Genomic DNA, 20,619 nt, shown 5'->3' on the forward strand with positions numbered 1-20,619 from the left:
AATGCCAATTCATTGAATCATCGGATGAATTGTGTCGGGGCTTCGGTAGGCCTGCTGGTGGGAGGGGCTTGGCTTGGGGCGTTCGGGGTGCGTGCTCAGGGCACCGGGTACTCCCCTCCGCGAATGTCCCCCGCCCTTCGGGCTCCTCCTTTATTTCGCTGCGGGGAGTACCCGGTGCCCTGCGCACGTGGGTACGACGTCAGGGGGCGACGCGTGTGACCTGGTGTGTTGTTACCAGCTTCCCGAGGCGCCGCCGCCGCTGCTCGAGCCGCCGGAATCCGACGAGGACGACGACGAGGAATCCGACGACGAGGACGAAGAGGAGTCGGACGACGAGGAGGAACTGCTGCTCCATCCGCTGTCGCCGTAGTCGCGGTCGCCGCCGCCACCCCCGCCGCCGTCGGCCGGGAAGAAGGCCACGAGCAGTGCCACCACCGTGACGGCGGCGAGCACGATCCAGAACAGCTGCGGATCGAGCTCGTCGTGCGCCATCCCGACGAACAGGCCCACCAGCACGCACACCACGATCCAGCGCGTGACGAAGCTGCGCACGCCCTTGCCCCAGGCCTTGCGCATGCCGGTCACGATCAGCAGGCCGACCAGCACGGCCGCGCCCAGCGCCAGCATGCCGAGCAGGGACCAGCCCACGCGCTCCCAGCCCAGTTGCTGGCCCGCGATCACCACGCCCGCGATCAGCAGCGCGATGCCGGCGACGACGAGGCGCATCGTGCGCCACAGGCCGCAGCCATAGCCGAGGCCGAAGCCCATCGGCACCGGCATCATCGCGAGCGCGATCGCGAACATCGGCTCGCCGAGCGTGGCGGCCGCGGCGACCGGCGCGACCGCCAGCGCGCCGAAGGTCCAGGGCCAGCGCCGCAGGGTCTTGCCGGGCGCGGCCGCGGCAAGGGCCGAGGCGCTTTCCAGCTCGGCCGCGACGCTGGCCTGCGCGCGGCGTGCGCGCTTCGACGAGCGGCGCGCGCTGCTGCGGGCCTGCCGTGCGCGCCGCCGGGCGAGCCAGTCGGCGTCGGTGCGCAGCTCGGCCGCGCTCTTCTTCTGCCGGCTCTGCCAGAGCCCGACCAGCGCCGACCAGCCGATCACGGCGAAGAAGGCCCAGCCTTCGGGCGTGACATGCGATCCGCGCGGCTCGGGCGCCGTCGATTCGACGGGCTCGCCGGGATCGATCAGCGGCAGTTCCTGGGCCATGGCCATCGGCTCGCCGCGGATCAGCTGCGCGATGCCATCGACCGCGGCACCCAGGCCGCCGTCGAAATCGCCGGCGCGAAAGCGCGGCGTCATCTCCTGGTCGATGATCCGCGCGGCCTGGATGTCGGTGATGCGGCCCTCGAGGCCGCGGCCGACCTCGATGCGCATGCGCCGGTCGCGGATCGCCACCAGCAGCAGCACGCCGTCGTCCTCGTCCTTGCGCCCGAGCTTCCATTGCGCGAACACGCGCGTGGCGTACTGCTCGATGCTGTCCTCGCCGGTGGTCGGCACGATCAGCACCGCGAGCTGGGCCTGGGTCTCGCGCTCGAGGTCGGCGATGCGCTCGCGCAGCGCCTCGGCCTGCGCGGCGTCGAGCGTCTTGTTCTGGTCGATCACGCGCGACTTCATCGCCGGCACGGGCACGGGCCTGGCCTGCGCGCCGAACACCGCGGCGAACAGCAGCACCAGGCACAGCCAGAGGTGCAGGCCGGGTCGGAAGTTCGGGGTCGTCGCCTTCATCGCTGGGCGCTCTTCGTCACGACGCCCGCGCCGCGCACCTCGAGCCGGCGCTGGTCCACCACCTTGCCGCCGGCATCGACCAGCTCGATCAGGTGGCGGCCCGGCCAGGGCAGCCACTGCGCGCTGTTGCCGCGCGCGAAGTGCTTGCCGTCGATGCGCCATTGCACGCCGCGGCCTTCCGATTCGAAGCGCACGCGCTGGCGCAGCGGCGGGATGTCGGGATCGAGCGCGATGATCGTGCCGTCGGCCGGCGCCGTGATGCGCGCGACGCTGGCCGTGCCCGCGGCGCCGGGGTCGTTCGCGAGCGCGAACAGCGGCTGCTCGGTGCCCTGCACGAACCACTCGTCGCGCGCGGCCTCGAGCGCGTTGCCGTCGGCACCGGCGCCGAAGTCGATGTGCGTGCGCACCAGGCCAGGCGGCGGCGCGGGCGCGCGGCTCGGCTCGCGCGCGTGCAGGAAGCGCATGACCTCGGCCCAGACCGGCGCCGCGCCGCTGGTGCCGCTCACGTCCCACATCGATGCGCCGCTCGCGTTGCCGACCCACACGCCGACCGTGTAGCGCTGCGACCAGCCCACGGCCCAGTTGTCGCGCATGTCCTTGCTGGTGCCGGTCTTCACCGCGCTCCAGAAGCGGGTCGAGAGGATGCTGTCGAGGCCGAAGGTGCGGGTGCGTGCGTTGGGGTCGGACAGGATGTCGCCGACGATGAAGGCGGCGCGCGGGTCGAGCACCGGGGCGGGGGCGGCCTTTGCGGCGGTGGTGGCGGCGGCGGTGGTGGGGGTCTTCTTCGACTTGTCCGGCGCGGCCGGCGCCAGCAAGGTGGTCGTGCCGTAGCGCCCGCCGTTGGCCAGCATGCGGTAGGCATTGGTCAGCGACAGCAGCGTGACCTCGGCGCTGCCGAGTGCGAGGCTGTAGCCGTAGTAGTCGCCGCTCTCGCGCAGCGGCAGGCCCGCCGCGCGCAGCCCGCGCGCGAAGGATTCGGGCGACACCATCACCAGCGTGCGCACGGCCGGCACGTTGAGCGAGGCCGCGAGCGCGGTGCGCGCCGACACCGGGCCCTTGAAGCGCCGGTCGTAGTTCTGCGGAATGTAGAGGCCGCTCGCGGTGTTGATCTGCGCCGACGAGTCCTCGATCAGCGAAGCGGCGGTGAGCCGCTGCTCGGCGATCGCCTGGCCGTAGAGCAGCGGCTTGAGCGTCGAGCCCGGCTGGCGCATCGCGGTCACGCCGTCGACCTCGGCGGCCTGGCTCAGCGGCCCCGAGGAGCCCACCCAGGCCAGCACCTCGCCGGTGGCGTTGTCGAGCACCACCAGCGCGCCGTCCTCCACGTGCCGGCCGCGCAGCTCGCGCAGGTGGCGCTGCAGGGTGCCGAGCGCGAAGCGCTGCAGCGGCGCGCGCAGCGTGGTGCGCACGCTGCCGTCGCCGGCGTCCTTCGCGGCCGTCTTGGCCTCGCCCGGCTGCGTGTCTTCCTGCCCGGGCTCGCGGCCCTCGCGCGCCTGGCGCAGTGCGCGCCGCGCGGCATGCGGCGCGATGCCCTCGCTGGCATCGAAGGCGCGCCGTTGCACCGCGGCGCTGGTGAACATGTCGAGCGCCTCGCAATCGGCCTTGCGCTGCGGCTCCATGGCGCGCAGCACCTCGCAGGCGCGCTGCGCCACCAGGGCCGGCCGCGCATTGGGCGCGCGCACCAGCGCGGCGGCCACCGCGGCCTCGCGTGCGTCGAGGCCGCTCGGCGCCTTGCCGAACAGGGTGCGCGAGAGCGCGTCGATGCCCACGATCTCGCCGCGGAACGGCACGCTGTTGAGGTAGGCCTCGAGGATCTGGTCCTTGCGCCACTGGCGTTCGAGCTGGGCCGCGGCCACGGTCTGGCCGAGCTTCTGCGTCAGGCTGCGGCCGCCGCCGCCACGCCGCAGGTCCTCGTCGAGCAGGCCCGAGAGCTGCATCGTGATGGTCGAGGCGCCGCGCGTGCGCGTGTTCCAGAGGTTGCCCCAGGCCGCGGCCGAGACCGCGCGCCAGTCGACGCCGCTGTGCTCGTAGAAGCGCCGGTCCTCGCTGAGCACCATCGCCGTGCGCAGCGCCGGCGAGATGTCGGCCAGCGCGGTCCACTGGCCGCGTCGCACGCTGGCGTCGGTGCGCACGCGCTGCAGCAGTTCGCCGTTGCGGTCGAGCACCGCGGTGTCGGACGAGCGGAAGTCGCGCTTCACCTCCTCGAAGCCGGGCACGGCCCATGCGGCCTGCGTCGTCAGCATCAGCGCGGCGAGCGCCAGCATGAGGCGCGGGAACGCGGGAGGAGGAAACAAGGCGGTGGGCGTCGGCATCAGGGCAGGGGTGCGCGCGGGGAAGGCGCCGGGCTGGAAAGCGGCCGCCATTCTCGGCCATGCGCGTCGGGCTGCCGTCCTGCCGAAAGATGTAGACGGAAGTTCGAAGCGGCGCCGCGCGGCATGCGCCTACTCGCGGACGCGGGACGCACCGCCACGCGGGGGCCGGGCGCGTCGCTCACAGTCGGCAGCAGCTGCCACATCCGGTCACACAACTTCACCGCGGCGCAGCCATCGCGACACCGCGGCCCGACCTGCGTGGCCTTCAATGCGCTACCGCTGCGGCGCCCAGAGGCCAGCCGCCGCGGTGTTCCACAACCATTCCAAGGAGAACCCTCATGAAGAACAACAGACTCGCCACCCTGGCCGTCGTGCTGTCGGCCTCGGCCGTGCTGGCCGGCTGCGTGGTCGCCCCCGGCTACGACCGCCCGCCGCCGCCGCGCCATGGCGACCGTGACCGCGACGGCGTGCCGAACCGCTACGACCGCGATCGCGACGGCGATGGCGTGCCCAATCGCTACGACAGCCGTCCGGGCGATCCGCGCCGCAACTGATCGAGGGGCCGGCTCAGGCCGGCCGGCGCGCCATCAGCGCCCACAGGCCCGCCGCGCTCAGCAGCGCGCCGCCGCCGAGGTTGAAGCGGCGCTGCGCACGCGGCGACGACAGCAGGCGCCGCGCCGAACCCGCGAACACCGCATAGAGCGTGGCGTTGAGCGTGGCCATCGCGACGAAGGTCAGCGCCAGCACCCACATCTGCGGCGCGACCTCGGCCTTCTGGCTGATGAACTGCGGCAGGAAGGCCACGAAGAACACGATGCCCTTGGGGTTGAGCGCCGTCACCAGGTAGGTGTTGGCGAACAGCCGCCAGCGCGAGGCGGGCGCTTCGGGCGTCGCGATCTCGGCGCTCGACACGCCCGCGCGCAGCAGCTTGATGCCCAGGTACAGCAGGTACAGCCCGCCCACCCACTTCACCGCGTTGAACCAGAAGGCCGAGGCCGCGAGCAGCGTGCCCAGGCCCAGCAGCGACACCACCAGCGCGGTCGAATCGCCGAGCGCCACCGCGGCCACCAGCGGCACGTTGGCGCGGCGGCCATGCGACATCGAATAGCTGATCACGGTGAGGATGGTCGGGCCGGGAATGATCAGCAGCACGGCCGAGGCGGCCACGAAAGCGAGCCAGAGTTCGAAGGGCATGAGGGTGTCTCCTGGGGTTGTGTTTGTCTGTCAGGGATCGATCGCCGTGCGCGCCACGTGCCAGGTGCCGCGGTGGCCGTCGACGTAGCGCAGGGGCGAGTTGACCAGATCGTCGAGGTCCACGTCGTCGAGGCAGGTCACGTTCACGCCATAGGCATGGGCGCCGGTCTCGGGCGAATGGCCCACGCCGAAGGAGCGCACGCCACAGAGCTTGCAGACGATGTAGTGGCTGTTGCGGCTGTCGAGCATCTGGTCGCTGAGTTCGGATTCGCCCTCGAGCAGGCGAAAGGCCTCGGGCTCGACGATGGCCGGCCAGAAGCGCGTGCGGGTGCAGATCGCGCAGTTGCAGCGCAGCGTGCCCAGGCTCAGATCGATGTCGGCTTCGAAGCGCACGGCGCCACAGTGGCAGCCTCCGATATAGGTCTTTCTCATTCGGTCGATGTCCGCGTCTTCTTGAATGTGTTTCGGCTTGCAAGGCACGATACCAAAGGCCTTTTGGCCCTGCGCCGCGGCATGCGCAAAAACCGTGCGCGGCGAAGGCCGAACGCGGCGGGTTCAGGCGCGAATGCCGGCCGCGGTCACGAAAGCTGCGTGCCGAAGCGCGCCGCCGAGCGGGCCTTGGCGCGCTCGGCCTCGATCTCGCGGTCGCGCGGCTCGGCCGTGGTCACCAGCGATTCGAGCAGCCGCGCCGCGCTGGCGCTGACTTCCTCGACGGCGCGTTCGAACGCGGCCTCGTTGGCGCGCGAGGGCACGTTGAAGCCGCTGAGCTTGCGCACGAACTGCAGTGCCGCGGCGCGGATCTCCTGTTCGGTGGCGGGCGGCTCGAAGTTGTAGAGGGTCTTGATGCTCCTGCACATGGTGTCGGGTCTCCGGGCTCTTGTCGGGTACGGACCAGTCTAGTGGGGCGCGGTGGCCTCGGTGGCGAGCAGGGCCATGGCGTGGACGTCGTGGTAGACGCCGTCGACGCGCATCGCCTGGCGTTGCAGGCCTTCGTGCTGGAAGCCGAAGCGCTCGTAGAGGGCCTTGGCGGGGAGGTTGTCGTCGCGCACCGTGAGTTCGATGCGGGTGAGGCCTTTGAGCCAGGCGGCTTCGATGGCGGCGCGCAGCAGTTGGGGGCCGAGGCCTTGGCCGCGGGCGTTGGGGTGCAGGGCGATGCCGAGGGTGCCTGCGTGGGAGCGGGTCTGGCCGAAGGTGGGGGCTATGTCGCACCAGCCTATGACCTGGTTGTTTTCTACGACTACGAAGTGGGGGGAGTGGGTGGCGCGCAGGTGGCGGTAGAAGTCGGTTGTCGAGTCGTAGGGCGGGGCCTCGGTGAGGGCCAGGTACTTTTTTTCTCGGGCTACCGTGTCGAGGGTTTGGTGGAGGGAAGGGTAGTGGTGCTCTTCTGCGGGGAGGATCGTTGGCATGGTGCGGGGCAGTTTGCCAGCGGTCTTGGTTTTTTGACTGTGCTCTTCTTGTTGAGATCGTTGGCCGGGTCTCGCCCCGGCGGGCGAGTCACTTTCTTTTGCTTCGCCAAAAGAAAGTAACCAAAGAAAAGGCGACCCACTGTCTGCGACCCTCCGCTTCGCTACGGGCAACCTGCGGTGCTCGCGTTTCGCGGGGTCTCGCAGAACTCGCTTCGCTCAAACAGCTGCGAGCCCTTATCCGCGAAACGCTGCGCTCCTCGGCGCAGCCAGAGGGGTGGTTCGGGCCATCGCTGCGCTCGGCCGCAGATACCCGACGGGCCTTCGCTTCGCTCGGCCGGGAGAGGGGTAGAAGAAGGCCCAAGGCCTTCGCACTCGCACCTCCCCACACAAGGACGCGCCACGGCGCGTTGACCCTCATCCCCTCTGGCTGTGCCGAGGAGCGCAGGAGAAAGCGGGATAAGGGCCGCAGCTGTCTGAGCGCAGCGTAGCGGAGCGAGTTCTGCGGACCCCCGCTTTCTCCGAGCACCGCAGGTTGCCCGCAGCGAAGCGGAGGGACACAGACAGCGGGGTCGCCTTCTTTTGCTTACTTTTCTTGGCGAGACAAGAAAAGTAAGTCGCCCGCCGGGGCGAGACCCGGCCCACGGCCTAAAAAAAAGAACCCAACCTCAATTCAACCGCAGCACGTCTTCGACAGCCAAAGCAACCCCAGCCAACCGCGAGTCATCCCCATTCACCGAAGACAACATCAACCCAACAGGCAACTCCCCAGCCGAATGACAAGGCAAGCTGAACGAACACCCATCCATCAAATTGATCGCAAACGTATTCCGCAACAACAGTCCGTTAGCCTGGAAAAACGCCGAATCCTCAGCCAACGAATCGATGGCAGGCGCCACGATAGGCACCGTAGGACAAAGCAACGCATCGAACCCCTCGAGCCGCCTCTCGACCCGCGAAATCCACTCCCGCCGCCGATCCAGCAGCGCGATGTAATCGGCCGCCCGCACCTCGGTCCCCAAAGCAATCCGCGCCGCAACCCGAGAGTCGAAAGCCTCGCGCTTCGAAGCAAACCGTTCCCGATGTACAGCCGAAGCCTCGATAGGCGACAACCCCCCCGGCGCATTGACCGTCCCGATCTCCGCCAGCTCGCTCAACGCAATCTCCACGATCTGCGCCCCCGCTTTGGACAGCGCCTGCACCGCCCGCTCGAAAGCCCGCGCCACGCCAGGCTCGATCGCATCGAACATTAGCGTCTTCGGCACCGCAAGCCGCAACCCCTGCGCCGGCCGTCGCCGCACCACGAGCGGCGCATCGGCGATCGCGGCGTCGGCGATCAGGCAGTCCTCCACGCTGCGCGCCATCGCGCACACCGTGTCGAGCGAACGCGCGAGTTCGAAGGCGCCGGTGCGCGGCACGCGCGACTGCGTGCTCTTGAAGCCGACGATGCCGCACAGCGCGGCCGGGATGCGGATCGAGCCGCCGGTGTCCGAGCCCAGTCCCGCGACCGCGAGGCCCAGCGCCACCGACACCGCGGCTCCCGACGAGGAGCCGCCGGGAATGCGCGCGACCTCGGCATCGGCCGGGTTGCGCGGCGTGCCGTAGTGCGGGTTGATGCCCACGCCCGAGAACGCGAACTCGGTCATGTTGGTGCGGCCCACGATGGCCGCGCCCTGCGTGCGCAGCCGCGTCACCACGGCCGCGTCGCGCGCGGCGGGAGGTTCGCCCCGGCAGGCGATGGAGCCGGCCAGGGTGGTCTCGCCGGCCACGTCGTAGAGGTCCTTGATCGAGACCGGCAGGCCGGCGAGCGGCGCGGTCTGCACGCCGGCCTTGTGGGCGGCATCGGCATGGCGCGCGGCGGCCAGGGCGGCGTCGGCGTAGAGGCGGGTGAAGACGTTCGCGGCCGCGGGCTGCGTGGCGGCGGCTAGCACCTGCTCGCTCAGCGCCTCGTGCGTGAGTTCGCCGCGGGCGATGCGCGCGCGCAGCGCGCCGATGGTGGAGTCGTTCTGTGTCATGAAGGAGGAGAGGGCGTTCAGGCGATCACGGGCAGGACGCGCACCGCATAGCGGTGGACGATGCGCCGCTGCAGGCGCGCGTCATGCAACTCGATTTCCATCTGCGCGGCGGGGCGGATGGCCTCGCCGCGCGCGTTGGGCAGCGCCGCCAGTGTGCCGCAGGTCATGAAAAGTCCCTCGGGCTCCTTGCCAAGACCTGGCAGGCCGTCGCGCAGCGCGGCCAGCGGGCGGATCGCGGCCAGGGTGCCGCGCTGGTAGTCGACCCAGCGGCCGTCCTCGAGGATGCGCGAGCGCAACTCGATGGCGTCCTGGTGCGCCTCCACGTCGCGCCAGCGCCAGGCCGAGGCGGCCAGCGGCTTGGCGCACATCTGCTTGGAGACGGCGACCGAATAGCTCTCGACCTGGCGGTCGGTGTGGTCCGAGGCCACGCCGAGCCACCACTCGCCCTGCGCGAAGAACAGCAGCGGTTCGGCCTCGCCCGAGCTCTGGTCGCCCAGCGCCTCGATCTCGGAAGACTGCGTGAGCAGCAGCGAGGCCATGCGGTAGTACAGCGGCACGCTCGAGGGGCGCGGCACGCCGAGCGCGGCCAGCTCCTCGATGTGGTGCTCGATGGCGGCGCTGTCGCGGCCGGTCCAGCCGGCCACCACCAGCGCGTTGGGCGCGACGGCATGCAGCGCGCTGCTGCGGGTGCCGTCCTCGGCGATGCTTTCGCAGGCGATGTGCAGGGTGTTGCGCGTCATCGCTTCAGGCCTCCAGCGGTTCGTGCGCGGTCTCGCGCGCCACCAGCAGCGCGACCAGCGTGAGGCACAGCGCGCCGGTTACGTAGAGCGAGACCGCGAGCGTGCTGCCGTAGGACTTGAACAGGCTGGCGATGATCAGCGGCGCGAAGCCGCCGCCGAGGATGCCGGCCAGCGTGTAGGCCAGCGACGAGCCCGCATAGCGCACGCGGTTCGGAAACTGCTCGGTCACGAAGGCGGCCTGCGGGCCGTACATCATGGCGTGGATCACGAGGCCGACCACCACGGCGGCGCAGATCGCGAGCGGCTTGGCGCTGTCCATCAGCACGAAGAACACGAAGGCCCAGACGATGCCGCAGAGCGCGCCGATGATGTAGACCGGACGGCGGCCGATGCGGTCCGACAGGCTGCCGAACCAGGGCACCGAGATCGCGTTGCAGGCCGCGCCGATCATGGTCGCGGTCAGCGCCAGCGGCCGCGACAGGTGCAGCACGGTGGTCACGTAGGTGAGGGTGAACACCACCACCAGCGCATAGAGCACGTCGGAGCCGATGCGCGAGCCGCCGGCCACCAGCAGGCGGCGCCAGTGCTGGCCCAGCACTTCCTTGATCGGGGTCTTGGCGGTCTCCTGCTTCTGCTCCATCTCGCGGAACACCGGCGTTTCCTCGACGCCGCGGCGCAGCCACAGGCCGAACAGCACCAGCGCCACGCTCGAGACGAAGGGGATGCGCCAGCCCCAGGACTGGAAGTCCTCGGGGCTGAGCCAGGCCGACACGGCGGCGATGAAGCCGGTGCCGATCAGCGTGCCGGCCGAGGGGCCGACCTGCGTGAACGAGGCGTTGCGGCCGCGTTCGTTCGGCTTGCCGTGTTCCATCGACAGCAGCACCGCGCCGGCCCATTCGCCGCCGAGCGCCACGCCCTGCACGAAGCGCAGCGCGACCAGCGCCACCGGCGCCCAGATGCCCCAGCTCGCGTAGGTCGGCAGCAGGCCCATGAGGCCGGTCGACACGCCCATGATCACCAGCGTGGCGACCAGCACGAAGCGCCGGCCGAGCCGGTCGCCGAGGTGGCCGAAGACGACGCCGCCGAGCGGGCGCGAGATGTAGCCGACCGCGTAGGTCGAGAAGGCGAGGATGGTGCCGGTCAGCGGATCGAAGGAGGGGAAGAAGATCGCGTTGAAGACCAGCGCCGCCATGATGTTGTAGACGGTGAAGTCGTACCACTCGAGCGTGGTGCCGATGGAGCTGGCCATCGCGAGGCGGCCCATCTTGGCGGGCTTGGCGCCGTGCGCGGCGGACGCGGCCGGGAGAGCGTGTTCGGTCATGAGGATCCTGGAATGAGGAAGAAGGTGAAGGAGGCGGTCGGTCAGGCCAACTCGCCGGCGTGCAGCTTCCAGCCGAGCGCGAGCAGCCAACCCTTCGCGGGATCGGCATCGAGCGCGGCGGCGGCCGTGGCGCGCGCGGCGCGGGCGGCATCGGCGCCGCTGGTCTCGACCACCAGCATCGGCTGCAGCACGCGGCCTTCGCTGCTTTCGCGCGGCAGCGGCGTGCTCAGGGCGGCATCGGGCTGCAGCAGAAAGGACTGGACGAAGCCCGGCTGCTCGGCGAGGCGGCGGCCGGCCTCGGCGGCGCGTTCGGCGATCGCGGCGGCATCGCTGGCCACCTCGAGCGGCAGCACCGCGATGTGGCTGCCGCTGCCGAAGCCGGTGACGGCGCGCACCGCGCAGACGCGGCGGATCGGATCGCGCATGCGGTCGAGGTTGGCGATCGACCACGGCGTCTGGCGCTCGAAGGCGGCGCGGTAGCCGGCCGAGCGGAACACCTCGAGCGAGGCGGTGCGGTACAGGCCGAGGTAGCGGCGGCCGCCCTCGAGCGAGAAGTAGCGCGCGCCCGAAAGGAAGCCGGGAATGCGCACGCGTTCCTCGACGTGCTCGCGGTCGTACCAGCGGTTGAAGTCGGCCTCGTCGGCCGCGGGATCGACGTCGCAGGCGACGAAGAGCAGGCCGTTCTCGGCGGCGGAAGGTTCGGTGACGGAAGCGGTGGAGGTCATGGCGGCGGAAGCGGGAGCGGGCCTTCGAAAAAAGAAGGCGCGATCTTCCGTCGCGGGGTCAGGCTGTCACAAACGAGTTTTTCTGGGCGACAGCCACAAGAATTACTGGCCCCTCGATGGGGCGCAAATGCGCTGTTTCGAGGGTTAACCCTCTATGGCTCCGCTCCAGATTGGTGCGATTGCCGCGGCCGTGAACTGGTCGGAGGCCCGGCAGGCCAGCTCGGCCACGAGCCGGATGGCGTCGGAGTCGGCGGCCTCCAGATGGCTCACCACCAGCCGCTGCGGCGAGATCAGCGCATCGCATTCGATGATGCGCACGTCGCCGGCCGCCACGTATTCGTAGACCGGCGGCAGCGGCACCAGCGCGTTGCCGAAGCCGGCCTTCACCAGCCGCGCCAGTGCCGAGATCGAGCTCACGCAATGCACCTTGCCCAGCGGGATGCCCACCGCGCGGTAGAGGTTCTTGAGCGCCTCGTGCGGCTGCGAGCCCGGGCTCATGGTCAGCACCGGCTGGCGCAGCAGCTGCTCCACCGTCTGCGTGCCCTCGGCGCTCATCTGTCCGACCCAGCCCATGGGCATCGGCAGGCAGGGCGTGCTCACGATGCCCGCGCCCGCGATGTGGTCGGTCTGCAGCGCGATGTCGAGCGCGCCCTCGCGCAGGCCGCGGTGCAGCGCCAGCGTGGTCTCGGAGGTGAGCTGCACCTCGATGCCCGGATAGGTGGAGCGCAGGTTGGTGAGGAAGCCCAGCAGCCAGGTGTGGACCACGGTCTCGATCGCGCCGATGCGCACCAGGCCCAGCAGGTCCTCGCGCGGGCGGCCCAGCGAGACGATCTCGCGGCGCAGCTCGAGCAGCCGCTCGCCGTAGTCCATCAGGCGCACGCCGACGGGCGTGAGCCGCAGTTCGCGCGCGTCGCGTTCGAACAGGCGCGCGCCGATGTCTTCTTCCAGCGAGGCGACGCGGTTCGACACGGCCGCCTGCGTGATGTGCAGCCGGTCGCTCGCGGCCCGGAAGCTGCCCAGCCGCGCGGCCCAGAGAAAGGCTTCGACGAATCGTGTGTTCATGCAGGTGTGTCCGCGGGGATTGTGCCGGCAATCGCGCGGCGGCCAACCCGGGACGGCCCGCATGGCTATCTGGCGGCCAGGGGCAGCGTGAGCGCGTCCAGCACCGGCGCCACCGCGGCCGCGTCGTTGCTCGCGAGCAGCACCAGCGCTTCGCTGGTGGCTGGCGAGAACGCGAGCAGCGCGCGGTAGCCGCCGGTCTGGCCGGTGTGGAAATAGATGCGCCGCTGCGCGCCGCCCGCGGCCGGATCGCGCATGCGCAGCGCATAGCCGACGTCGTACTCGCCCTGCGCCGACAGCGGCTCGCGCAGCCGCTCGGCCGCGGCGCCCAGCGGTCCCGCGCGGCCGGCCATCAATGCGCGTGCGAACAAGAGCAGGTCGGGCGCGGTGCTGCGCAATGCGCCGGCCGCGGCCAGCGCGCCGAATTCCCAGGGCGCGCGCGCCGCGTGGCCCGCGTAGCCCTGGGGCAGCCGCTTCGCGCGCGCCGCATCGAGGTGCTGCACCGTGTCCTTCATGCCCAGCGGCGCGGCGATGCGCTCCCGCACCAGCTGGTCCCAGGGCTGGCCATAGCGCTCCGACAGCAGTTGCCCGACCAGCGCGATGCCCAGGCTGCCGTAGCGCGGCGCGCAGGGCGGCGACTGCGCGAGCTCGAGCGAGGAGAGCGCCACCATCAGGTGGGCACGCGTGGGCCTGGCGAAGGGATTGGAATCGGGCCCGGGCGGGCGCGCCGGCAGCGCGGGCAGGTTCGGCAGGCAGGCCGTGTGGGTGATGAGCTGGCGCAGCGTGATCGCGGCCACGGGCGGTGGCAGCGTGGCCTTGTCGGCGAGCAATCGGCCCAGCGTGTCGTCGAGCGAGAAGTCGCCGCGCTCCACGGCCTGCGCGAGCAGCAGGCCGGTGAAGACCTTGCTGATCGAGCCGATCTCGAACACCGGCTGCGCTTGCGTCGCCGCCATCGGCTTCGCGAGGCCGACGCGGCCCGGCGCATTGCGCTGGATCGCATAGCGCGCCGCGCCATCGCGCCAGGTGCCCGCGACGATGGTGCCGGGACGGTCGCCGAGGACCCGGGCGGCGAGCGATGCGGGAGGACTGTCGAAGCCGGTGCGTTCGGCATGGCCGGCCAGCGGCAGCAGCAGCGCCGACAGCGCGAGGAGGGAGGCGGGAAGATGTCGCATGGCGCGCATCTTCGAAGCGCGCGGGCGCCGCGGCAACGCGCGGCGGCGCCCGCCGCGTCACCGCCGTAACGCGCGTAACGACGGCCCGTTTCTCAATGCTTCTCGGCGGGCAGCACGTTGCGCGGGTCCTGCCGCAGCACCAGGTCCCAGAGCTGCTGCCCGGTCGGCGCGCGCGATTCCTCGCAGACATGCGCGACCAGCCCGGCCGCGCGCCCGACCAGCGCGAGGCCGCGGCCCAGCAGCGGGTCGAGGCCCATGTCGGCGAGCACCGCGCCGTTGGCGCCGGCCGCGTTGAGCGGCAGGTGGCGGCCATGGTCCTCGCGCAGCACCTCGACCAGCGCGAGCGCGAGCCGCCAGTGGCGCCCGAAGTAGCCGTTGGCCTTCGACACGGCCATGAGCGTCGGCACGCGCGGATCGCCGTCGACATGGATCGGATGCCCGATGCCCGGGATGCTGCGCTTCGCCTGCCGGCGCTCGCGCACCAGCGTGGCCGCGCGTTCGCGCAGCTCGGCATCGCTCGCGTCGTCGGTGAGGCCCGCGGCGGCCGCGAGCAGCATCTCGCTGACGTTCTGCACCGTGCCGAGGAAGTTCGAGCCCGCGCCCAGCAGGCCCGCGGCCACCGCGCCCTGCAGCGACTCGGGCGCGCCGAGCCAGGTCATGCGCGCGGCGATCGCGCTCGGCGTGAGGCCGTGGTCGGCCGCGGTCACCAGCAGCATGTTGACCATGGCCTTCTCGCGCGGCTCGGGCAGCCGCGCCATCGCGAGCAGCCACAGCATCTCGACGAAGTCGAGCTTGCCGATGATCTCGGTGGCGAGGTTCAGGCCGCGCACATGGATCGCGTCGGGGGTCGTGTAGCCGATCTCGGTCCTGATCGTCATCGTTGACCCCCTCAGCCCGCCAGGCCCACGGTGATGCCGCCGCAGACATAGAGCACCTGGCCCGTCATGAACGAGGCCATCGGGTGCATGAAGGCATCGACCGCGTGCGCCACCTCGGCGGGCTCGCCGAAGCGCTGCACCGGAATTCCTTCGGCGATGCGCCGCGTGCGCGGGCTGTCGGCCGGGTTCGCGGCCTTGAAGGCCTCGGTGGCGATCGGACCCGGCGCCACCGCGTTGACCGTGATGCCCTGCGCCGCGAGCTCGAGCGCCCAGGTGCGCGTGAGCGCGTTGAGCGCGCCCTTGGCGGCCGAGTAGCCGCTGCGCAGCTCCTTGCCGAGCGCGGCGCGGCTCGTGATGTTGACGATGCGCCCGCCGCCGGCCGCGCGCATCGCGGGCAGCACGGCCTGCACGCACTGCAGCGCGGCGCGCGCGGTCACGCCGATCTGCAGGTCGAAGTCGTCGAGCGAGGTGGTCTCGAGCGGCGCCGGGCGGATCGCGGCCACGTTGTTCACCAGGCCGGTGAAGCGGTGGCGGCCGCAGGCTTCGGCGAGCGCGGCGGCGAGCGCCTCGCGGTCGCCCATGTCCACGCGCAGGTGCGCGCCGCTGCGCGCGTCGGGCGGCGGCTGGAGGTCGAGGCTGGTGACCTGCCAGCCGCTCTCGATGAGGCGGCGGCAGATCGCCAGGCCGATGCCCGAGGAGCCCCCGGTGACGAGGGCGTGGCGGTCGGTGCTTGGCGTGGAATTCATGGCGTGGCGTGATGCGGTGGGGAGGTCTCGCTGCCGGCGCCCATGCGCCGCAGCACTTCGATGCGTGCGTCCTTCTTCGAGGCCTTGCCGTTCGCGGTGCGCGGCAGCGCGTCGAAGAAGTGCACCGCCTTCGGCGTCTTGACGGGATCGAGCCGCTCGCGCACCCAGGCGACGAGCTCGGCGGCCTCGCAGGCCGCGCCCTCGCGCAGCTGCACCGCGGCATGCACGGCCTCGCCCCACTTGTCGTCGTCGACGCCGATCACCACGCAGTCGTAGACGGCGGGATGGCGCCCCAGCACGTTCTCCACGTCGGTCGGGTAGACGTTGAAGCCGCCGGTGATGATCAGGTCGCGGATGCGGTCCTTGAGGAACAGGAAGCCGCGCTCGTCGAGGTAGCCGCCGTCGCCGGTGCGCAGCCAGCCGTCGTGGAAGGCCTCGGCGGTCTTCTCGGGCTGCTTCCAGTAGCCCGACATCACGAGGTCGCCGCGCACCACCACCTCGCCGCCCTGGCCCGGCGGCAGCAGCGCGCCGGACGGGTCCATGATCGCGACCTCGGTCATCAGCGCGGCGCGGCCCACCGACTCGAGGTTGCGCGGATCGAGCGCGTCCTCCACCGGCATGTAGGAGATGATGGCCGGCGCCTCGGTCTGGCCGTAGCCGGTCTCGACATGGCCGAACACCTGCTGCGCCTCCACGATCTTCGCGCTGCGCATCGGCGCCGCCGCATAGACGAAGTGGCGCAGCGCGCGCCAGTCGCGCCCGCGCGCGGTCGGGTCCTCGAGCAGGCTGTAGATCAGCGTGGGCGGCATGAACACCGCGGTCACCCGGTCGTGCTCGAGCTGGTCGAGCACCTCGCGCGGCTTCGTCGAGCGCGGCAGCAGCACCGTGCCGCCGCTGCCGAGCACCGGCAGCAGGAAGGTCGAGGTGCCGTGCGTGATCGAGGCCACCGCGAGGTAGCGCTCGTCGGCGTCGAGCTTCATCGCCTGCATGATCGAGACGATGGTCGTGTTCCACGCGCGGTAGCTCTGCATCACGCCCTTGGGCGCGCCGGTGGTGCCGCCAGTGAACTTGATCGCCTGGATCTCGGCCAGGTCGTGGCGCACCGGCGCGGGCCGGCTGCCCGCGTGCGCGGCCAGCAGCGCCGAGAGTTCGCAAGCGGTGGGCGCCGTGCCGAGCGCGCCCGGCCGGTAGACGATGCGCGGCGCGCCGGTGGCCTCGAGCTTGGGCGCCTGCTCGTGTTCGGCGATCACCAGCGCGGCCTCGGTGAAGTCGACGATGCGGCACAGCTCGTCGGCGCCGGCGCGCGGATTGAGCGGCACCCAGATCCGGCCCGCGAGCAGGGTCGCGAACAGCGACACCACGTGCGCGAGGTGGTTGCCCGCGCAGATCGCGATGCGCCCGCGCGGATCGGGCACCAGCGCCTGGAACGCGGCGGCCAGCGCCTCGGTGTGGGCCAGCAGCCCGGCGTAGCTCAGTGCGCCCTCGGGGCCCGAGAGCGCGATCTTGTCGGGATGGCGGCGCGCGGCGCGCAGCAGGAAATCGATCGGCCGCATCCGCTCACTCCGCCTTCGCGCCCGAGACGCGCACGATCTCGGCCCACTTGTCGTACTCCTTGCGCACGAACTGGTCGAAGGCCGGCTGCGGCATCGGCAGGATGTCGGCACCGAGGTCGCGGTAGCGCGCCTTCACGCGCTCGCTGCGCAGCGCCTTGTCGACCTCGTCGTGCAGCCGCGCCACCACCGGCGCGGGCACGCCGGCGGGCACGAACAGGCCCGACCAGGCGGTGGACTCGTAGCCCGCGAGGCCGGCCTCGGCCATGGTCGGCACCTCGGGCAGCAGCGGCGAGCGCTGCGCGCCGGTCACGGCCAGCGCGCGCAGCGAGCCCTTGGCGATGTGCGGCAGCGAGGTCGGCAGGTTGTCGAACATCAGGTCGATCTGGCCGCCGATCAGGTCGGTCAGCGCGGCCGCGCCGCCGCGGTAGGGCACGTGCAGGATGCTCACGTGCGCGAGGTGCTTGTAGAGCTCGCCCGACAGGTGGATGCTGCTGCCGTTGCCCGAGGAGCCCATCGTGAGCTTGCCCGGCGAGCGCTTCGCGAGCGCCGTGAGCTCGGCCACGGTCTTGGCCGGCAGCGCGGGATTCACCACCAGCACGTTGGGCACCGAGCCCACCATCGCCACCGGCACGAAGGCCTTGCGCGTGTCGTAGGGCAGGTTGCCGTAGAGCGTGGGATTGATGGCGTGCGTGCCGACGGTGCCGAGCATCAGCGTGTAGCCGTCGGCCGGCGCGTTGGCGACCTCGCGCGCGCCGATGTTGCCGCCGGCGCCGGGACGGTTGTCCACGATCACCGGCTGGCCCAGCGCCTGCGCGAGCTCGGTGCCCACGAGGCGCGCGAACAGGTCGGCCGCGCCGCCGGGCGGGAAGGGCACGACCAGGCGCAGCGGCTTGGCGGGCCAGGCGGGTGTCTGCGCCATGGCGCCGGTGGCGAGGGCGGCCAGCGCGAGGGCGCCGGCGCCCAGGAGGGAACGTCGTTTCAAGGCTTGTCTCCGGAATCGGGAAGAAAAAGAAAAGGGGCTCAGGCCGCGGCGCCGGGTGCGCGCGCGATGCCGTGGCGCAGGCCGCCGTCCACTGGCAGCTCGGCGGCATTGACGTAGGCGGCTTCGTCCGAGAGCAGGAAGCAGGCGGCGTTGGCGATGTCCCAGGCGCTGCCCTGGCGGCCGAAGGGCAGCGGCCCGCTCGCGCGGCCCGGGCGCGCGGCGCTGGCGGCGCGGCCCATGGGCGTGTCGATCAGGCCCGCGCGCACGATGTTGGCGCGGATGTCGCGTCCATGGCCCTCGAGCGCGACCGCGCGGCACAGCGCCGAGAGCGCGGCCTTCGAGCTCTCGTAGGCCGGGTTGCGGCCCGCGGGCATCAGGGCGGCGAGAGAGGAGACGAACACGATCGCGCCGCCGCTGCGCATGGCGGGCAGCGCCGCCTGCGCGCACAGCAGGTGGCCGCGCAGGTTCACGCCGAGGATCGCGTCCCAGCTCTCGGGGGTGACCTCGGCCAGCGGCCGGCGGTCGCTGATGCCGGCGTTGAGCACCAGCGCGTCGAGCACGATGCCGCCCTCGGCCAGCGTGGCGAACAGCGCGCGCACCTGGGCCGGGTCGCCGATGTCGGCGGCCAGGGCCACATGCTGCGCACCGGGCGCCTGCGCCTCGAGCGCGGCCACCGTGTGCCGCGCGGCCTCGAGGTCGCGGTCGGCGCACACCACGCGCGCGCCGCGCTGCGCGAGCCGCAGGCAGATCGCGCGGCCGTTGCCCACGAGCTGAGGATCGCCGCCGGCGGCCTGGCCGCCACCCACCACCAGCACCGTGCGACCGGCGAAATCTCGCCTTGTTTCTGAGAACGTTTCCATATCGATTCCAAGGTTAAAGTGAGCGCCCGGGAGGCCGCAATCCATGGAACGTTTGCATAAGGGAAAACTATGAGCCGAGCGCCCAGCCAGGCGGTCTCGCTGCGCGACGTGGCGCGCGCCGCCGAGACCTCGGTGGCCACCGTCTCGCGCGTGCTCAACCACAGCGGCTACGTCAGCGCCGAGGTGCGCAAGCGCGTCGAGAAAGCCGCGCAGGGCATCGGCTACGTACCGAACTTCAGCGCGCGGCACCTGAAGACCGGGCGCAGCAAGGCGATCGGCTTCATGGTCTCGAACATGGCCAATCCCTTCCTCTCGGCCTTCTTCGCGGCGGTCGAGGCCCGGCTGCAGTCCGAGGGCTTCTCGGTGCTGGTCGGCAGCACCTTCGACCAGCCGCAGCGCGAGGCGCAGCTGCTGCACCTGTTCGAGAACCGCCGGCTCGAGGGCGTGTTCGTCTCGCCGAGCCGGGAGGACCTGCCCGCGGCGCAGGACGCCTTCGCGCGCTGCAAGCTGCCGCTGGTGGTGCTCGACCGCGAGACCGGCTTCGAGGCCGACGCGGTCTGCCAGGACCACCGCCAGGGCGTGGCCACGGCGGTTGACTACCTGGTGTCGCTGGGCCACCGGCGCATCGCGCTGTTCGGCCCCAATCCCGCGATCCGGCCCGGGCGCGAGAAGCTGCTCGGCTACCGCGACGGCCTGCGGCGCGCGGACATCGGTTACGACGAGGCGCTGGTGTGCATGCTGAGCTCGGCCATCGAGTCCTCGGCCGCCCAGATGGACGCGATGCTCGCGCTCGCGGCGCCGCCCACCGCGCTGATCGCGCTCGGCACGCGGCTGCTGTCGGGCGCGCTGCGCAGCGCGCGCGAGCGCGGCCTGCGCATCCCGGCGCAGCTGTCGGTGGTGGGCATCGGCACCGACGACGCCTTCGCGCTGATGGACCCGCCGCTGACCACCTTGCGCTTCGACATCGAGGGCGCCGCGCATGCCGCGGCCGAACTGATGCTCGAGCGGGTGGAAGGGCGCGCGCCCGAGGCGCGGCGCAGCGTGCACGTGCCGCTGGCGCTCACCATCGGCGCCTCGTGCGCGGCGCCCGCGCGCTGAACGGCCTCAGTCCTCTTCGACCAGGCCGCGCGCGATGGCCAGCGGCTCGTCGCGGAAGATCGCCATCGCGGTCTTCATGCGGCGGAAACCGAGCTTGCGATAGAACGGCTCCTTGCCGGCCACCGCGTACAGGATGATCTTCTTGTGGCCGCGCGAGCGCTCGACCAGTTGGGCGACGATCTCGCGGCCCAGGCCGGTGCCCTGGCGCTCGGGGTGCACCGCCACGTCGCAGATGTAGGAGCAGTCGAGGCCGTCGGCCAGCGCGCGGCCCGCGCCGACCAGCCGGCCGTCTTCATAGACCAGGCACTTGAAGAGGCTGGCGGCGTACACCTGCTTGAGGCTCTCGGGCGGCTTGTGGCCCAGCGGCGCGATCTCGTAGAGCCGCGACAGCTCGTCCCAGTCGACAGCGTCGATCGCGTGGCGCCACTCGAGGGCCATGGGCTCAGGCGGCGTAGAAGAATTCCTCGCGCACGATCTTGCCGTCTTCCACCGTGTAGAGCGCCATCTCCTCCATGGTGAAGCGCTCGCCGCTGGTCTTGAAGGTGGCGTCGATCTTGAAGCCGACGATGAAGCGGTCGTCGTGCGGCCACGGGCCCGCGACGATCATGCCGTGCACCTCGTGGTTCGAGGTCCACCATTCCCCCTTGCCGCGGATCGCCTCGATGCCGCGCACCTCGCGTGCCATGTCGGGCGGGCCGCCGGCCTCGACGCTCACCGCGTCGCTCGCATAGAGCGTCAGCGCCTCTTCGTAGGCGCCCTGGCGGCACAGCTCGACGAGCGTGTTGGCGATTTCCATCGTGTCCATCGTGGTCATGGGTAGCGGCCTTTCTGCGGATCGCAGC

21 protein-coding genes are annotated in these 20,619 nt (G+C 71.4%); 2 read left to right on the forward strand and 19 right to left on the reverse strand.

Features of this window, described 5'->3' with window-relative positions; genetic code table 11:
- Nucleotides 1-231: 231 nt before the first annotated feature.
- Nucleotides 232-1,722 carry a TPM domain-containing protein gene (locus BM109_RS24545; protein ID WP_093348504.1) on the reverse strand — a complete coding sequence of 497 codons (1,491 nt, stop codon included), beginning with the start codon at nt 1,720-1,722 and terminating at the stop codon, nt 232-234.
- Nucleotides 1,719-4,031: a penicillin-binding protein 1C gene (gene pbpC / locus BM109_RS24550; RefSeq protein ID WP_371268834.1), complete on the reverse strand. Its 2,313-nt coding sequence runs from the start codon at nt 4,029-4,031 to the stop codon at nt 1,719-1,721. Before pbpC ends, BM109_RS24545 begins: the two co-directional genes overlap by 4 nt.
- Before the next feature lie 338 nt (nt 4,032-4,369).
- On the opposite strand from pbpC, the gene BM109_RS24555 reads away from it, so the two are divergent.
- Nucleotides 4,370-4,585: a hypothetical protein gene (locus BM109_RS24555; RefSeq protein WP_093348507.1), complete on the forward strand. Its 216-nt coding sequence runs from the start codon at nt 4,370-4,372 to the stop codon at nt 4,583-4,585.
- Between the two features lie 13 nt (nt 4,586-4,598).
- Here the strand turns inward: BM109_RS24555 and BM109_RS24560 are convergent, their stop codons facing one another.
- From BM109_RS24560 to BM109_RS24635, 15 genes are all read right to left on the reverse strand, one after another.
- Nucleotides 4,599-5,225, reverse strand: a complete 627-nt coding sequence (locus BM109_RS24560) for a LysE family translocator (RefSeq protein WP_093348510.1) — start codon at nt 5,223-5,225, stop codon at nt 4,599-4,601.
- A 30-nt stretch (nt 5,226-5,255) separates the two neighbouring features.
- Complete coding sequence (locus tag BM109_RS24565) at nt 5,256-5,657, reverse strand: GFA family protein (protein WP_093348512.1); 402 nt, start codon at nt 5,655-5,657, stop codon at nt 5,256-5,258.
- 146 nt (nt 5,658-5,803) lie between these two features.
- Entirely contained in the window at nt 5,804-6,082 is a 279-nt protein-coding gene (locus BM109_RS24570; protein WP_093348515.1) for a DUF2277 domain-containing protein, read from the reverse strand.
- Between the two features lie 39 nt (nt 6,083-6,121).
- Nucleotides 6,122-6,631, reverse strand: a complete 510-nt coding sequence (locus tag BM109_RS24575) for a GNAT family N-acetyltransferase (protein ID WP_093348517.1) — start codon at nt 6,629-6,631, stop codon at nt 6,122-6,124.
- A gap of 665 nt (nt 6,632-7,296) precedes the next feature.
- Nucleotides 7,297-8,643 carry an amidase gene (locus BM109_RS24585; RefSeq protein ID WP_093348520.1) on the reverse strand — a complete coding sequence of 449 codons (1,347 nt, stop codon included), beginning with the start codon at nt 8,641-8,643 and terminating at the stop codon, nt 7,297-7,299.
- Nucleotides 8,644-8,660: 17 nt separating this feature from the next.
- On the reverse strand, nt 8,661-9,383 hold the full coding sequence (locus BM109_RS24590) for a DUF2848 domain-containing protein (protein WP_093348522.1): 723 nt from the start codon (nt 9,381-9,383) through the stop codon (nt 8,661-8,663).
- Nucleotides 9,384-9,387: 4 nt separating this feature from the next.
- Complete coding sequence (locus tag BM109_RS24595) at nt 9,388-10,704, reverse strand: MFS transporter (RefSeq protein WP_093348525.1); 1,317 nt, start codon at nt 10,702-10,704, stop codon at nt 9,388-9,390.
- A gap of 41 nt (nt 10,705-10,745) precedes the next feature.
- The gene (locus BM109_RS24600; RefSeq protein WP_093348527.1) at nt 10,746-11,429 is read right to left on the reverse strand and encodes a DUF4286 family protein; all 684 of its coding nucleotides are present in this window, start codon (nt 11,427-11,429) and stop codon (nt 10,746-10,748) included.
- Between the two features lie 144 nt (nt 11,430-11,573).
- The gene (locus BM109_RS24605) at nt 11,574-12,491 is read right to left on the reverse strand and encodes a LysR family transcriptional regulator (RefSeq protein WP_093348530.1); all 918 of its coding nucleotides are present in this window, start codon (nt 12,489-12,491) and stop codon (nt 11,574-11,576) included.
- Between the two features lie 65 nt (nt 12,492-12,556).
- Complete coding sequence (locus BM109_RS24610; RefSeq protein WP_177239449.1) at nt 12,557-13,660, reverse strand: serine hydrolase domain-containing protein; 1,104 nt, start codon at nt 13,658-13,660, stop codon at nt 12,557-12,559.
- A 92-nt stretch (nt 13,661-13,752) separates the two neighbouring features.
- On the reverse strand, nt 13,753-14,538 hold the full coding sequence (locus BM109_RS24615) for a citryl-CoA lyase (RefSeq protein WP_093348535.1): 786 nt from the start codon (nt 14,536-14,538) through the stop codon (nt 13,753-13,755).
- A gap of 11 nt (nt 14,539-14,549) precedes the next feature.
- Nucleotides 14,550-15,284, reverse strand: coding sequence for an SDR family oxidoreductase (locus BM109_RS24620; protein WP_093348537.1), 735 nt, complete (start codon nt 15,282-15,284; stop codon nt 14,550-14,552).
- Complete coding sequence (locus BM109_RS24625; protein WP_093348539.1) at nt 15,281-16,837, reverse strand: class I adenylate-forming enzyme family protein; 1,557 nt, start codon at nt 16,835-16,837, stop codon at nt 15,281-15,283. Before BM109_RS24625 ends, BM109_RS24620 begins: the two co-directional genes overlap by 4 nt.
- Nucleotides 16,838-16,841: 4 nt before the next feature.
- A complete protein-coding gene (locus tag BM109_RS24630) occupies nt 16,842-17,819 on the reverse strand; it encodes a tripartite tricarboxylate transporter substrate binding protein (RefSeq protein WP_256222758.1) in 978 nt (325 codons plus the stop codon).
- Between the two features lie 38 nt (nt 17,820-17,857).
- Nucleotides 17,858-18,679, reverse strand: a complete 822-nt coding sequence (locus BM109_RS24635) for an SDR family NAD(P)-dependent oxidoreductase (RefSeq protein WP_093348542.1) — start codon at nt 18,677-18,679, stop codon at nt 17,858-17,860.
- 69 nt (nt 18,680-18,748) lie between these two features.
- Here BM109_RS24635 and BM109_RS24640 point away from each other — a divergent pair, with 69 nt between their 5' ends.
- On the forward strand, nt 18,749-19,777 hold the full coding sequence (locus BM109_RS24640; protein ID WP_093348544.1) for a LacI family DNA-binding transcriptional regulator: 1,029 nt from the start codon (nt 18,749-18,751) through the stop codon (nt 19,775-19,777).
- Between the two features lie 6 nt (nt 19,778-19,783).
- Here BM109_RS24640 and BM109_RS24645 read toward each other — a convergent pair whose 3' ends face one another.
- Both BM109_RS24645 and BM109_RS24650 read right to left on the reverse strand, forming a co-directional pair.
- Complete coding sequence (locus BM109_RS24645) at nt 19,784-20,215, reverse strand: GNAT family N-acetyltransferase (protein ID WP_093348547.1); 432 nt, start codon at nt 20,213-20,215, stop codon at nt 19,784-19,786.
- Nucleotides 20,216-20,219: 4 nt separating this feature from the next.
- The gene (locus BM109_RS24650; protein ID WP_093349261.1) at nt 20,220-20,582 is read right to left on the reverse strand and encodes a nuclear transport factor 2 family protein; all 363 of its coding nucleotides are present in this window, start codon (nt 20,580-20,582) and stop codon (nt 20,220-20,222) included.
- Between the last annotated feature and the right edge of the window lie 37 nt (nt 20,583-20,619).

This window comes from Variovorax sp. PDC80, assembly GCF_900115375.1.
Classification (GTDB): domain Bacteria; phylum Pseudomonadota; class Gammaproteobacteria; order Burkholderiales; family Burkholderiaceae_C; genus Variovorax.

Coding starts and splice junctions, on each gene's coding strand:
- BM109_RS24650 (WP_093349261.1), bottom strand. CDS start 20,582: ATGGACACGATGGAAATCGCCAACACGCTCGTCGAGCTGTGCCGCCAG.
- BM109_RS24560 (WP_093348510.1), bottom strand. CDS start 5,225: ATGCCCTTCGAACTCTGGCTCGCTTTCGTGGCCGCCTCGGCCGTGCTG.
- BM109_RS24620 (WP_093348537.1), bottom strand. CDS start 15,284: ATGAATTCCACGCCAAGCACCGACCGCCACGCCCTCGTCACCGGGGGC.
- BM109_RS24600 (WP_093348527.1), bottom strand. CDS start 11,429: ATGACCTCCACCGCTTCCGTCACCGAACCTTCCGCCGCCGAGAACGGC.
- BM109_RS24585 (WP_093348520.1), bottom strand. CDS start 8,643: ATGACACAGAACGACTCCACCATCGGCGCGCTGCGCGCGCGCATCGCC.
- pbpC (WP_371268834.1), bottom strand. CDS start 4,031: ATGCCGACGCCCACCGCCTTGTTTCCTCCTCCCGCGTTCCCGCGCCTC.
- BM109_RS24545 (WP_093348504.1), bottom strand. CDS start 1,722: ATGAAGGCGACGACCCCGAACTTCCGACCCGGCCTGCACCTCTGGCTG.
- BM109_RS24610 (WP_177239449.1), bottom strand. CDS start 13,660: ATGCGACATCTTCCCGCCTCCCTCCTCGCGCTGTCGGCGCTGCTGCTG.
- BM109_RS24570 (WP_093348515.1), bottom strand. CDS start 6,082: ATGTGCAGGAGCATCAAGACCCTCTACAACTTCGAGCCGCCCGCCACC.
- BM109_RS24635 (WP_093348542.1), bottom strand. CDS start 18,679: ATGGAAACGTTCTCAGAAACAAGGCGAGATTTCGCCGGTCGCACGGTG.
- BM109_RS24640 (WP_093348544.1), top strand. CDS start 18,749: ATGAGCCGAGCGCCCAGCCAGGCGGTCTCGCTGCGCGACGTGGCGCGC.
- BM109_RS24645 (WP_093348547.1), bottom strand. CDS start 20,215: ATGGCCCTCGAGTGGCGCCACGCGATCGACGCTGTCGACTGGGACGAG.
- BM109_RS24615 (WP_093348535.1), bottom strand. CDS start 14,538: ATGACGATCAGGACCGAGATCGGCTACACGACCCCCGACGCGATCCAT.
- BM109_RS24590 (WP_093348522.1), bottom strand. CDS start 9,383: ATGACGCGCAACACCCTGCACATCGCCTGCGAAAGCATCGCCGAGGAC.
- BM109_RS24605 (WP_093348530.1), bottom strand. CDS start 12,491: ATGAACACACGATTCGTCGAAGCCTTTCTCTGGGCCGCGCGGCTGGGC.
- BM109_RS24565 (WP_093348512.1), bottom strand. CDS start 5,657: ATGAGAAAGACCTATATCGGAGGCTGCCACTGTGGCGCCGTGCGCTTC.
- BM109_RS24595 (WP_093348525.1), bottom strand. CDS start 10,704: ATGACCGAACACGCTCTCCCGGCCGCGTCCGCCGCGCACGGCGCCAAG.
- BM109_RS24555 (WP_093348507.1), top strand. CDS start 4,370: ATGAAGAACAACAGACTCGCCACCCTGGCCGTCGTGCTGTCGGCCTCG.
- BM109_RS24575 (WP_093348517.1), bottom strand. CDS start 6,631: ATGCCAACGATCCTCCCCGCAGAAGAGCACCACTACCCTTCCCTCCAC.
- BM109_RS24625 (WP_093348539.1), bottom strand. CDS start 16,837: ATGCGGCCGATCGATTTCCTGCTGCGCGCCGCGCGCCGCCATCCCGAC.